Raw genomic sequence first — 13,269 nt, 5'->3', positions numbered from 1 at the left:
TTGATGAAATGAAAAAAGTCATGGTGTATGCATATACAACTTTTAATTTAGGTGATGATTTATTTATTAAAGTCTTGTGTGAGAGGTATCCCAACACAAAATTTTATTTATACGCTCCGAAAGAATATAAAACTTTATTTAAAGAAAAAAATAATGTAACGATTGTTCCTAGGGATTCCTTTATGATAAGGGGTATTAATTTTGCGCTTAAAGCCTTTAAAACTAAGGCTTTTTTTCGTAGACTCGCCGCTCAAAGCTGTGATATGGGGGTCTATATTGGAGGTTCCCTATTCATCCAGGGCGAAAAATGGAGAGAAGCTCTACAAAACGTAAGGAACATGAGAGTCGGAAATAAACCTTTCTTCCTTCTGGGTGCGAATTTCGGGCCTTTTCAAGATCGGGACTTCTATTTGGAATATAAGGAGCTGTTTAAAGATTATACGGATATCTGTTTTAGAGAGAAATATTCCTATGATCAGTTCAATGACTTACCTAATGTCAGGATGGCAAGTGATATCCTATTTCAAATGAGAAGGGAAGGCATTAACCAGGAAAAAAACAATCATATTGTCATGTCGGTTATAAAGCCATCTAGAAAAAACCTAGCCAACTACGATGAGGTTTATTATAAAAAAATGAAAGATATTGCCGTTTATTTTATTGAAAGAGGATATGAAGTGACTCTTATGTCCTTTTGTGAGTTGGAAGGGGATAAAGAAGCTGTCGAGACAATAGTGGACAGGATTCCCGATCAATATGTAACGATGGTAAATAAACATTTTTATAAATGGAATATAGAAGAAACATTAGAAATTATAGCTAAATCAAGTTTTGGCGTTGCGACAAGATTCCATGCCATGATCTTAGGCTGGGTTTATAACAAACCAGTTTTTCCGATTGTTTATAGCGACAAAATGACAAATGTTATGAACGACGTTGGTTTTAAAGGGAATTATACTGATTTTAGCAGTATCGATTCACTGAAGGCAGAAGATGTTTTTAAGAGCATGGAGACAAATGTAATAGATGTTTCTAATCAAGCCATTAACGCTGAGAAACATTTTGAAGTATTGGATAACTATTTGTCATAGCTTGAAACTTAACTAAAAAAATTCTAGACTTCGTTCAGTTTAGATATTGTTGTATGGGAGTTAATGATGAAAATAAATCAGCTGAAGTTTGGAGTTTACTTATCATATGTATCACTCCTGGTTACCAATATCACAAATTTAATTCTCACTCCTTTCATCATGCGGAATCTGGGGCAGTCAGAATATGGTTTATATATGCTTATAGGTGCATTGGTAGGCTATATAGCTGTACTGGATTTTGGGCTGGGTAACGCTACTATTCGATTCGTAGCAAAATTTCGCGCAGAACATGATAAAAAAGGCGAAGAAAATTTTTTGTTTTCAACTTTCCTATTATATTCGATTCTTTCATTCGTACTTCTCGTAATAGGCGCGGTACTATTTATAAATTTGGATACTATCTTCGGAAATTCCCTGACGTTGAATGAGATTAAGCTAGCGAAAGTAATGTTTTTCATACTGGTTATTAACCTTGCATTGACATTGCCGATGAATTTGTTTACAGGAATCATAACAGCGTATGAAAAGTTTGTTTTCCCTCGTGTACTGACGATCTCAAGGACACTGATCAGAGCATCGGTTATTTTGATTCTGTTGTCATTGGGATACAAAGCAGTAGCAATTGTAATGGTCGATGCGATTCTTAATATTTCACTGATGTTATTAAATATGGCCTATGCTTTTTTAAAATTGAAAATCCGAATTCGTTCCCATAGCTTCGATAAGTCAATCTTCAAAGAAATTTTCTCGTATTCTTCCTTGATATTTATCAGCGTGGTGGTTGATCAAATTTATTGGAGAATTGGCCACATGGTCCTTGGTGTATTAGCCAGTACAAGCGAAGTTGCGATTTTTGCGACTGGTATGGTATTCGGGCAATATTTCATTACCTTCTCAACCGCGATTTCCGGTGTGTTTCTTCCCAGGATAACAAAAATGGTGGTCAATGATGCTTCTGGTGAAGAATTGACAGATCTGCTAATTAAAACCGGCCGGTTGCAATTTTTAATACTAGGGTTTATTTTAGGCGGTTTTATATTATTTGGAAAAAGGTTCATTTTACTGTGGGCAGGTCCTGAATACGGAAGCTCTTGGCTGATATCGCTTTTAGTCATGATTCCTCTTATGGTCGTTTTAACCCAAACCATCGGTATATCCATACTGCAAGCTAAAAATATGCATGGATTTCGGGCAGTTGCTTATCTTTGTATTTCCATTGTTAATGTATTTATTAGTATCTTTTTAGCAAAATTATATGGTTCCATGGGGGCGGCAGTAGGTACAACACTATCCCTGGTGTTTGGCAACATAGTAGCAATGAATATTTATTATCATTATAAAGTGAAATTGAATATTACAAGATTTTTTAAAGAATTATTGAGCGGATTATTCCTATCATTGATTGGTGCTATTACGATAGGAGCCGCATTATTAGTAATACCAGGTACGTCCTGGGTGTCCTTGATCATACAATGTATTTTATTCAGTATTTTATATGTATTAATGATGTGGTTCTTTGGAATGAATGTTTATGAGAAAAAGCTGTTTTCAAATGAATTTCGTAAGGTGAAAAAAAAATCTGAACGATCAGATACGGTGCCAATGGGCGATTAAAGCATGTAATTTTTTTACATTCTTATTACTTATTAGTGATTTTTCTGTTGCATTTCCACAAAGTACCTCTATTCATTTAGCTTCAAGCGATAGTAAACTAGGAAAGTTGAAATAATATTCCGAGGAGAAATCGCTGAATGAAAAAGATTTTTGGTAGTTTCATTGTGTTTTGCTTGCTCTTTGTCAGCATTTTCCCGGACAATGAAGGAGCAGCGGGAAAAACCCTTTCCATAGGAACGATTAAGGTGGAAAAGGCACATGTTTATTCCTTGCCGAAACAAGGTTCTACTATTGTATCGGTGTTGAAGAAAGGTGAGCAATACCCGGTCATTGCTACTGTAGCGGGCGATTCAGCCTCTTCAATCATGCATACGGTAGCATCAGGCAACACACTAAGGATCATTGCCGACCAGTATGGAGTTAAAGTTGCTGAACTTCAAAAAGCAAATCATTTAAAAACTATGAGAATCAGCGTTGGGCAGAAATTGAAAATTCCTCAACATTATACTGTCCATAAGGTGGTTTCTGGTGATACATTATACAAACTCTCAGTAAAGTACGGAGTAACGGTAAGCGATTTAACCAAGCTAAACAACTTAAAGACAACCATACTTACTATCAGGCAAAAGATTAACATTCCTGATTATTATTGCCAGGTCCAGCTGTTAGGCGGCAAGAAGGGCTGGGTAAAAAAATCCCTTCTTCAACAAACTGCGAAGAAGCAAATCGTTATGGGCTGGAAATATAATGGCAGTGCCGACACCTATATGAAACAAATGAACCAGCCAAATCTTAATGTCGTGTCTCCCCGAACGTATTCACTGAACAATACCGACACGATGGTATCCGTTTCCGTTGATACAAAATATATTGAGGCGGCCCATGCACAGGGGAAACAAGTTTGGCCGCTTTTTGGGAATAGATTTGACCCTGTGCTGACTGATTCCATTCTTAGTGACCCCGAGAAGCGTGCAAAGGTGGTTAGAACTCTTCGCGATTCTCTGGTTCAATCGGGCAGCGATGGGATTAATGTGGACTTTGAAAATATTCATATTAAAAACAAACGTGATTATGTACGATTCATTGGCGAGCTTAAAAACGCTTTGCAACCGCATGGCATTTTGGTATCGGTCGATGTTACGCGGGAAAATGGAGACCCGTTCTGGTCGGGAAGTTTAGATCGGAAAAATCTTGGAAAAATTGCGGATTATATCATAATGATGGGGTATGATGAGCATTGGGGCGGCAGCCCGGTAGCAGGATCTGTGGCTTCCATGCCGTGGACCAAAGAAGGAATTCGCCTGTTGAAGAATGACGTGCCCTCACATAAGATCATTCTCGGCGTACCATTTTACACAAGGGAATGGGTAACCAATTTATCAACAAACAACGTGAAAAGCATCGATCGGACGATGGCTGAGGCTGAGCAGATCATTTCGTCAAAGGGACTCGTTAAGGTCTGGGATAAAAAAACCAAACAAAACTATGTAGAGTATACAGCCAATGGAGAAAAGCATCAAATTTGGGTGGAAGACAAAAAATCCATTGAGCTTCGCATGGATATTGTTAGGGAAAACCATTTAGGCGGAGCAGCCGCATGGTATATAGGCTCTGAAACGCCGGATATCTGGGGAGTTTATCATTTTAACTAATAGATAATCAACATTTTCAAGGTGCCAGTCCTACTTATTGACTTGAGTAAACTGGCACCTTTTATTTTTTTACAACTATCGAAGCGTAAGAAAATGAACCATTCATCTGCAAAATGGTCCACTTTTACAAGGTTTTTAAGTTTACTATTTACATAAGAATTAATTTTCAGAGCCCTGATTTTTCTTTCCGCATGTAATGCTTTCATCTGAATAAAAGCTATATTTATGTGGCCATCCAGCCAGCATAAGATGGCTTTCAAATTACTCACTTCAATCTCCCCTTTTTTAAACAAAGGCTATTTTACTGCTTGCCGCCTCTGTCAGTAAGTGATTTTTATCCCCATTATCGCGACGTTGTACATAACTTCAATCTTTTCCCATATAAATGATACAAACTGCAGGTTGTACGAAAGGAAGAGTTGAAGGTGAAAGTAAAACGCAGGCACAAGCAATTGCTGCTTTTCCTTGTTATTTCCATAGCAATCATTTTATTCATTAGGGTATTTCTACTTTTTGAAAATGGACCTGAGGACGTAGTGGAGGAGTTCTATGGGTATGAAGCTGAAGGAGAATTTGGGCAGTTGTGGGACCTATTTCATTCGGGGATGAAGGAAAAATTTCCAAATAAGGCGGATTATATTCAGAACCGGGCTCACGTTTTCATGCAGCATATGGAAGTTGAAACGTTCGGATTTGAAATCGGTGATTCACAGAAACATAAAACATGGAAAGTGAAGGATGGGTCCGAAACTTTAAAGAATGTATATGAAGTGTCTGTTACGCAAACGTTTAACAGTCGATTTGGAAAATTTTCCATACAACAAAGTTGTTTTGTTGCCAAAGAAAAAGGGGAATGGAAGATATTGTGGGATTATAATTATTAAATGAAAGAAACCCGCTGCCTGTTTCCCAAGAATGGCTTTTTATAAACCACCAGCGTACTTTTTTATCAGACTGTTTGACGAAATTAATACTGAAACAGACATGTTGTGCCAAAATCCCAAATGCATACTAGGCAGCGAGCCGCATATAGAAACAACATGTATTTATTATAACTTTAAAAATAGTAGCAAAATCTCTTTCTATACTCATGAGGATTTTCTTAATTGAGAGCGATAGCTTATTGCCTGTAAAATGAACAATTTCTCCTGTTTAGATAGCATTCTCCAGCTTCCAGCAGTAATCTTCATGTTAATCTCTCCTTTTAATGACAAATATTAGTAGAAATAGGCTATTAACATTAGATATTATTCCAAATTAATGGTTATTTCATATATAGTTTATACCGCTATAACCTAAAAATGAAACAATAAACCGTTCAACAAATTCTGCTTCACGAATTTGGGTATTTCGACAGAAAAAAACTGGCAAGCAAAAAAAAGCTGAACAGCAGGTTATTTAATTCCCAACTGCACTTTCATTTCATTTTGTATCTTTAGCTTTTCCTCATCAGACACGATCCCGTAATACACGCCATTAATCTTTGTTCCTTTTTCCTCAATTGTCAATTGATCTACTTTTTTTGCTGCTGCCCTGTAGTTTTGTTGGATTTCTATCATTTCATTAAAGGCAAGATTCGTTTTCACGTTTTTGCCGAGAGCGCTAAAAATATCACCGTAGTTAGCCAGTGTTGACACGCTTGCCCCCTCGTTTATTACCTCTTGTATGATCTGGCGCTGCCTTAATTGCCGTCCATAGTCACCTCTTGGGTCTTCATATCGCATCCTGGAATACTTTAGGGCTTTTTCTCCGTCTAGCGTGATATTTCCCTTGTTAAAATGAACGCCTTCATAAGTGAAATCTAAATCATTGTTAACGGTTATTCCCCCAACGGCATCGACGATATCTTTAAATCCTTCCATATTAATTTGCATATAATAATCAACCGGGATGTCCAGGAAGTGTTCTACTGTGTCCATTGACATTTCAATTCCGCCGAAAGCATAGGCATGGTTAATTTTATCTGTAGTGCCATGCCCTACAATTTCCGTTCGTGTGTCACGCGGGATGCTTAGCATTCTTACTGATTCGGTTTCCGGGTTTACGGCAAGGACAATCATAGTGTCTGAGCGGCCCCTGTCTCCTTCACGCTCATCCACACCAAGTATCAAAACGGAAAAAGGTTCATCTTGGGAAAGGGTCAATTCTTTCGTTCTTTTCCCGGTTTCCCTGTCGATTGGCCTATGCATGGTTTCGACTGCACGTGTTAATGAATGATATACCGAGAACCCGTAAGCGCAGCCGGCAATGATTAGAAGCAGGAAGATCAGACCGGCAACCTTGGGCCATTTTTTCTTTTTCTTGCGACTGCGTTTCATTTCAGAAGACATAATAGATGATCCTCCTTTAGATGTTTAAATTGGTCTAAATAATTATATATAGATTAATAGAAATTATTACTGTCAGGACAAACCTTCACTGGGAGCAATGGGAAAATATTACCGGTAATAATTTCCATATTTTTCTAGACAAAAGGCAGGCGAAATGCTAGAGTTGATGGGTATAAATCCCAATTAGCGATGAACAGTTTCCTGGATTAAGTGCGAAAAAGGAGAGGGTATTAATTGGAAACGGTTATTTCATTATCGAACGTCACAAAGACAATCAAAAACAAGACGATTATCGATCACATAAGCTTTGACGTATATAGAGGCGAAGTATTTGGCTTCTTAGGACCGAATGGGGCCGGTAAAACCACCACAATCCGCATGCTTGTCGGCTTGATGAAGATTACTTCGGGTGATATACATATCGGCGGGCACAGCATTAAGAGCAATTTTGAGGACGCAGTCAAGAATGTAGGGGCTATCGTTGAAAATCCCGAAATGTATAAATTCATGTCCGGCTACGACAACCTGAAGCATTATGCCAGGATGACAGGGAATGTTTCAAAGGAACGTATGGATGAGGTAGTGGAACTCGTAGGCCTATCCCAGCGAATAAACGATAAGGTGAAAACTTATTCACTTGGCATGCGCCAGCGGCTTGGCCTTGCACAGGCCTTGCTTCACCGCCCAAAGGTGCTGATACTGGATGAACCAACGAATGGATTGGACCCAGCGGGTATCCGTGAAATCCGTGACTATTTAAAAAGGCTTGCCAGGGAGGAAAGTATGGCGGTCATCGTTTCCAGCCATTTGCTTTCCGAAATGGAAATGATGTGCGACAGGATTGGCATCATCCAGAATGGCAAAATGGTTGATGTGCGAAATGTACGGGAAATCATGAAGGAAGAAAAGCAGTGCTATAAAATAAATGCCAATCCGATCCAAAAAGCATTTGAAGTCCTGAACCAATCGTTTGGAGAAACCGGTATAACACTTAGCGGCAAAAATATTCAATTCTATGGATCGGAAGCTGACATCCCAATAATGATTAAAAAATTGGTAGAGAACGATATCGATATTTATGAAATTTCGCCAATCAATAAGACATTGGAAGATAAATTCCTCGAAATTACCGGTGAACAAGGGGGCATAGCCTGATGGGACTGGCCGTGAATGAGTGGATCAAGATTTTCAAAAGAAAAGCTACTTATATTATGGTCGGTATAGTGGTGCTGATTGTATTGGCTGCTGCCATTATCATTTCGACATCGGATTATGAACAGGCTTCAAATCAAAATTGGAAAAAGGATCTTTCTGAGCAAAATAGGCAAATGGAAGAAGGCATTGAATCTGTACCTGGTGAACAAAACAAAGAAATGATCAAAAAAGAAATCGCCATAAATAGTTATCGGATCGAGCATAATATGCCTCCCACAGAGGATTACTCAGTCTGGTCCTTTCTGTCAGATATGTCTTTTGTGATTGATATTATTGCCCTTTTCACCATTATTGTAGCGGCCGGAATGATTGCCAGTGAGTTTAGCTGGGGGACAATCAAACTGTTATTGATCAGGCCGATCAGCAGGGTGAAAATCCTTTTGAGCAAATATGTGGTCGTGATTCTTTTTTCCTTCATGATGCTTTCGCTGCTGTTTTTCTTAAGTTTTGTGGTTGGCGCGGCATTCTTCGGTATCAGCGATCCTTCACCTTACCTTGCCTATGTGGATGGCGAAGTGGTTGAAAAAAACCAGGTAATACATTTAGTCGCGTATTATTTATTATCCTCTGTCGGTTTATTGATGTTCACGACGATGGCATTCATGATTTCCGCAGCCTTCAGAAACAGCTCACTGGCGATAGGGATTTCCATTTTCCTTTTATTATCAGGGTCGACGGTTACGGCATTACTTGCGGCCAAATTTGACTGGGCTAAATTCTTATTGTTTGCAAATGTCGACCTTAATCAATATTTTGAAACGGTACCAATGGTGGAGGGAATGACCCTTACGTTTTCCGTAATCATGCTTTTGGTTTACTTTGTGATTTTCCATGTTATTTCTTTCCTGGCATTTGTGAAGAGGGATATAACTGCATAGTTGAGATAATATAAAGCCCCCGAGCCTACTTCCTCCTGGAACCAGACTCTGGGGTTTCAATTTTTTCATAGACGGCGGCCAGTGCCTGTTCGAATTTGCCGGTCTTTTTCGGTTGGTAGTACTTTTTATTTTTCAGTTTATCGGGGAGGTATTGCTGCTTCACCCACCCATTTTCATAGTCATGCGGGTAGAGGTAATCGATGCCGCGGCCCAGTTCTTTTGCTCCTTTATAATGGGCATCCTTAAGGTGATCAGGGATGTCGCCGCTTTTGCCTGAGCGGATATCTGCAATGGCTTCATCCAGCGCCTTATAGGCGGAGTTTGATTTAGGAGACAGGCACAGTTCCACCACTGCGCTTGCCAGCGGGATTCTGGCTTCCGGAAAGCCAAGCCGTTCGGCGGCTTCCACCGCGGCGAGTGCACGCGGTCCGGCCTGCGGATTCGCAAGCCCGATATCTTCGTAAGCGATCACGATCAGCCTGCGTGCGATGCTGACCAGATCGCCGGCTTCAATCAAGCGTCCAAGATAATGCAGGGCCGCATTCACGTCACTGCCGCGGATTGACTTTTGGAATGCGGACAGCACATCATAATGGGCATCGCCGTCTTTGTCATGTGAGAAACTCTTTTTTTGGATGCATTCTTCCGCAGTGGCTAAATTGACATCAATAATGCCTTCCTCATCCGGTTCAGTGGAAATGACGGCAAGCTCGAGGGCGTTTAAGGCGCTCCTCACATCTCCGTTTGCTGCCGATGCCAGATGCATGATCGCTTCCTCAGTGACGTTTGTTTTATATTTGCCCAGGCCACGTTCTTTGTCGTGAAGCGCCCTCTCCAGTGCCTTGGACATATCTCCCGGTTCTAATGGCTTCAGTTCGAATATTTGGCAGCGGCTCCGGATGGCCGGGTTAATTGCGTGGTATGGATTGCTTGTGGTCGCACCGATTAACGTAATCATGCCGTTTTCAAGATAAGGCAGGAGAAAATCCTGTTTTGCCTTATCGAGCCGGTGTACCTCATCCAGAAGCAGGATCACTTTCCCCGACATCTTTGCTTCCTGGGCCACTATTTCCATATCCTTTTTATTATTTGTAACCGCGTTCAGCGTCCGGAAGGCAAATTGGGTACTTCCGGCAATCGCGCTCGCTATGGAGGTTTTGCCGATGCCGGGCGGCCCGTATAAAATCATCGACGAAAGCTGCTTGGCTTTTACCATCCGATAAATGATTTTTCCTTCGCCGACCAGATGCTCCTGCCCGATGATTTCATCAATGGTGCGAGGCCTCATTCTGAAAGCCAGTGGTTTGATGGACATAAACATCTCTCCAAAGTGTGTTATTGTATAATAAAAGTAAACTATTTAGCAGGAAAAAGCGAGGAAACAACTCGTCTGGATTAGCAGCAATGCAAGGTGCGTAAGTATATGCTATAATTTAAAGGTTTATAATAACTTAGTTCATTTATAGGTAAAGCTGGAAAAATTCGAGGTGTATGATAATGAAAATTTCAACCAAAGGACGTTATGGTTTAACCATCATGATCGAGCTTGCCAAAAAGCATGGGGAAGGCCCGACTTCATTAAAAACGATTGCGCAGATCCATGATTTATCCGAGCATTATTTAGAGCAGCTGATTGCGCCGCTGCGAAATGCGGGACTGGTAAAGAGCATTCGCGGTGCATACGGAGGGTATATTCTTGCCAAGGATCCGGCCAATATTACTTCCGGAGATATCATCCGTGTCCTGGAGGGACCGATTTCACCCGTTGAAGGAATTGAGGATGAAGAGCCTGTGAAACGCCAGCTGTGGATCAGGATCCGTGATGCGGTTAAAGACGTCCTTGATAATACAACGCTGGAAGACTTGGCCAATTATAAAGATACCGGCAAAACCGAAGACTATATGTACTATATTTGATTGGCTTGCACAGGACAAGGAACGCTTCGTGAGCGACATCGCACGAAGGGAAGCGGTAGCTTTTCGAGGATGTCTCCAAAAAATCAAAGAATTTTTTGGCTGCGAAGTCTTTCTTCGAAGCATTCCGTGTTCTGACGTCGACGTTTGCCACAGGACGTGACAGAAGTAAGTCGACGTTCGTTATAAAAGGGAGCTTGCGCTTTTAACTGGAGGCGAAATTATGGAACGTATTTATTTAGATCATGCTGCGACATCACCGATGCATCCGGAGGTCATCGAAAAGATGATGGAAGTGATGCAGCAGAATTTCGGAAATCCGTCCAGCATCCATTCATTCGGCCGGGAGGCGAGGCATATTCTGGATGAATCCCGGCTGCTGATTGCAGGCAGCATTAATGCGCAGCGGAACGAAATCATATTCACAAGCGGCGGAACGGAAGCGGATAACACTGCCCTGATCGGCATTGCCAATTCTTATCAGAATCGCGGAAAACACATTATCACTACTGAAATTGAACATCATGCTGTCCTTCATACTTGCCATTTTCTCGAGAAGGAGGGTTTTGAGGTCACTTATTTGCCTGTTGATGAACAGGGGATGATATCGCTGGATGAGTTAAAAGATTCACTCAGGGAAGATACAATCCTTGTTTCGATCATGTACGGAAATAATGAAGTCGGAACACTCCAGCCCATACGGGAAATCGGGCAAATGCTTAAGGAGCACCAGGCTTTTTTCCATACAGATGCGGTACAGGCATACGGGCTGGTAAAAATTGATGTGAAAGAACTGGCCATTGATCTTTTATCCGTCTCGGCCCATAAAATAAACGGGCCTAAAGGAATCGGCTTTTTGTATGTTAAAGAGGGAATTAAACATCAGCCACATCTTCATGGGGGAGAGCAGGAACGCAAACGCAGGGCAGGTACGGAAAGTGTCCCCGCAATTGCCGGATTTGCCGAAGCCGTGAAAATCTCCCAGAATTCCATGGAGGAAAAAGCCGAGAAATACCGCGGATTCAAACAAATCTTGCTATCTGTTTTCGAGGAGGCAAACATCCCGCATGAATTAAATGGTAAGCTAGATGGATCACTTCCCCACGTAATCAATATCAGCTTCCCAGGTACGAATGTGGAACAGATGCTTGTGAATTTGGATTTAGCGGGAATCAACGTGTCAAGCGGTTCTGCATGCACTGCCGGCTCCATCGACCCGTCCCATGTGCTTGTGGCGATGTACGGCAAGGATTCTGAGAGGACCAAAAATTCCATCCGTTTCAGCTTTGGTTTGAACAATACTGAGCAGGAAATAAGACAAGCCGGGCTAGAAACGGTTAAAATCGTAAACAGGCTTGTGAAATAATAGTCGAAAAAAAGACTTGAAATAAATAGATTGAAGGGGTTTAACGATGAATAAAGCACCGAAAGACACCCGTGTCGTAGTCGGCATGTCCGGCGGAGTTGATTCTTCTGTTGCAGCCCTGCTGCTGAAACAACAGGGGTATGATGTGGTCGGCATCTTCATGAAAAACTGGGATGATACCGATGAAAACGGCGTTTGTACCGCAACGGAAGACTACAACGATGTAATCGCGGTCTGCAACCAAATCGGCATCCCTTATTATGCCGTCAATTTTGAAAAGCAATATTGGGACAAGGTATTCACCTACTTTTTGGACGAATATAAAGCAGGCAGAACCCCAAATCCTGATGTGATGTGCAATAAGGAAATCAAGTTTAAGGCGTTTCTCGAACATGCGCTAAGTCTGGGTGCCGATTATCTGGCAACAGGGCATTATGCGCAAGTCGAATATCGGGACGGAGAATATAAAATGCTCCGCGGGGTCGATGAAAATAAAGACCAAACGTATTTCTTGAACCAGCTTGACCAAAGCCAGCTTGAAAAAGTGATGTTCCCGCTCGGAGGCATCGACAAAAAAGAGGTTCGCGAAATCGCCAAAGAAGCAGGGCTGGCGACGGCGGCCAAAAAGGACTCAACCGGTATTTGTTTTATCGGGGAACGAAACTTTAAAGAGTTTTTGAGCAACTACCTGCCTGCACAGCCAGGTGAAATGCAAACGCTCGACGGCGATGTAATGGGCAAGCATGATGGTTTGATGTACTATACCATCGGCCAGCGCCATGGCCTTGGCATCGGCGGCAGCGGTGACCCATGGTTTGTGGTCGGCAAAGATTTGCAGAAAAATATCCTGTATGTCGGACAAGGCTTCGATAATGAGAAGCTTTTTTCCACATCCATCAATTCCGTGAACGTAAGCTGGGTCTCAGATCAGGCTCCGGCCGAGGAATTTGCCTGTACGGCAAAGTTCCGTTACCGCCAGGCTGATAATAAAGTGACTGTTCGTTTAAAAGCTGATGGAAATGCGGAGGTCATTTTTGACGAACCCATCCGCGCGGTCACTCCGGGACAGGCTGTCGTTTTTTATGATGGCGAAGTATGCCTTGGAGGCGGCACGATCGATGAAGTTTTCATGAACGGCAAGAAACTGACATATGTAGGATAATCGAAAAGAGGCTGGCCCTTAAAGAAAGGGTGAGCCTCTTTTTCCTG

At 41.6% G+C, this 13,269-nt stretch carries 12 protein-coding genes; 9 read left to right on the top strand and 3 right to left on the bottom strand.

Annotation, left to right across the window (positions count from 1 at the left end):
* Nucleotides 1-8 precede the first annotated feature (8 nt).
* From D0466_RS08110 to D0466_RS08100, 3 genes are all read left to right on the top strand, one after another.
* On the top strand, nt 9-1,091 hold the full coding sequence (locus D0466_RS08110) for a polysaccharide pyruvyl transferase family protein (RefSeq protein WP_117321992.1): 1,083 nt from the start codon (nt 9-11) through the stop codon (nt 1,089-1,091).
* A gap of 63 nt (nt 1,092-1,154) precedes the next feature.
* On the top strand, nt 1,155-2,705 hold the full coding sequence (locus tag D0466_RS08105; RefSeq protein WP_117321991.1) for an oligosaccharide flippase family protein: 1,551 nt from the start codon (nt 1,155-1,157) through the stop codon (nt 2,703-2,705).
* A 137-nt stretch (nt 2,706-2,842) separates the two neighbouring features.
* Nucleotides 2,843-4,357 carry a glycosyl hydrolase family 18 protein gene (locus tag D0466_RS08100; protein WP_117321990.1) on the top strand — a complete coding sequence of 505 codons (1,515 nt, stop codon included), beginning with the start codon at nt 2,843-2,845 and terminating at the stop codon, nt 4,355-4,357.
* On the opposite strand, the gene D0466_RS08095 is transcribed toward D0466_RS08100, so the two are convergent.
* Nucleotides 4,354-4,626, bottom strand: a complete 273-nt coding sequence (locus D0466_RS08095; RefSeq protein ID WP_117321989.1) for a hypothetical protein — start codon at nt 4,624-4,626, stop codon at nt 4,354-4,356. The genes D0466_RS08100 and D0466_RS08095 overlap by 4 nt on opposite strands.
* 156 nt (nt 4,627-4,782) lie before the next feature.
* Between D0466_RS08095 and D0466_RS08090 the strand changes: the two genes are divergently transcribed.
* Nucleotides 4,783-5,241 carry a hypothetical protein gene (locus tag D0466_RS08090; RefSeq protein ID WP_117321988.1) on the top strand — a complete coding sequence of 153 codons (459 nt, stop codon included), beginning with the start codon at nt 4,783-4,785 and terminating at the stop codon, nt 5,239-5,241.
* A 510-nt stretch (nt 5,242-5,751) separates the two neighbouring features.
* Here the strand turns inward: D0466_RS08090 and tagU are convergent.
* On the bottom strand, nt 5,752-6,687 hold the full coding sequence (gene tagU, locus D0466_RS08085) for a polyisoprenyl-teichoic acid--peptidoglycan teichoic acid transferase TagU (protein WP_199484516.1): 936 nt from the start codon (nt 6,685-6,687) through the stop codon (nt 5,752-5,754).
* 234 nt (nt 6,688-6,921) lie between these two features.
* On the opposite strand from tagU, the gene D0466_RS08080 reads away from it, so the two are divergent.
* Both D0466_RS08080 and D0466_RS08075 read left to right on the top strand, forming a co-directional pair.
* Nucleotides 6,922-7,842, top strand: a complete 921-nt coding sequence (locus D0466_RS08080) for an ABC transporter ATP-binding protein (protein WP_117321987.1) — start codon at nt 6,922-6,924, stop codon at nt 7,840-7,842.
* Nucleotides 7,839-8,780 carry an ABC transporter permease gene (locus D0466_RS08075; RefSeq protein WP_117321986.1) on the top strand — a complete coding sequence of 314 codons (942 nt, stop codon included), beginning with the start codon at nt 7,839-7,841 and terminating at the stop codon, nt 8,778-8,780. The genes D0466_RS08080 and D0466_RS08075 overlap by 4 nt, the downstream gene beginning before the upstream one ends.
* A 25-nt stretch (nt 8,781-8,805) precedes the next feature.
* Here D0466_RS08075 and D0466_RS08070 read toward each other — a convergent pair whose 3' ends face one another.
* The gene (locus D0466_RS08070; RefSeq protein WP_117321985.1) at nt 8,806-10,095 is read right to left on the bottom strand and encodes a replication-associated recombination protein A; all 1,290 of its coding nucleotides are present in this window, start codon (nt 10,093-10,095) and stop codon (nt 8,806-8,808) included.
* A gap of 182 nt (nt 10,096-10,277) precedes the next feature.
* On the opposite strand from D0466_RS08070, the gene cymR reads away from it, so the two are divergent.
* The 3 genes from cymR to mnmA all read left to right on the top strand — a co-directional run bounded on the left by cymR (nt 10,278) and on the right by mnmA (nt 13,222).
* Nucleotides 10,278-10,697 (top strand): cysteine metabolism transcriptional regulator CymR, encoded by a 420-nt coding sequence (gene cymR / locus D0466_RS08065; RefSeq protein ID WP_117321984.1) that lies wholly within the window; start codon nt 10,278-10,280, stop codon nt 10,695-10,697.
* A gap of 220 nt (nt 10,698-10,917) precedes the next feature.
* Nucleotides 10,918-12,060, top strand: coding sequence for a cysteine desulfurase family protein (locus tag D0466_RS08060; protein WP_117321983.1), 1,143 nt, complete (start codon nt 10,918-10,920; stop codon nt 12,058-12,060).
* Between the two features lie 46 nt (nt 12,061-12,106).
* A complete protein-coding gene (gene mnmA, locus D0466_RS08055) occupies nt 12,107-13,222 on the top strand; it encodes a tRNA 2-thiouridine(34) synthase MnmA (RefSeq protein WP_117321982.1) in 1,116 nt (371 codons plus the stop codon).
* Nucleotides 13,223-13,269 lie beyond the last annotated feature (47 nt).

It is taken from the genome of Peribacillus glennii (assembly GCF_003429105.1).
Classification (GTDB): Bacteria; Bacillota; Bacilli; order Bacillales; family DSM-1321; genus Peribacillus; species Peribacillus glennii.
This window is presented reverse-complemented; position numbering and strand designations above follow the sequence as displayed.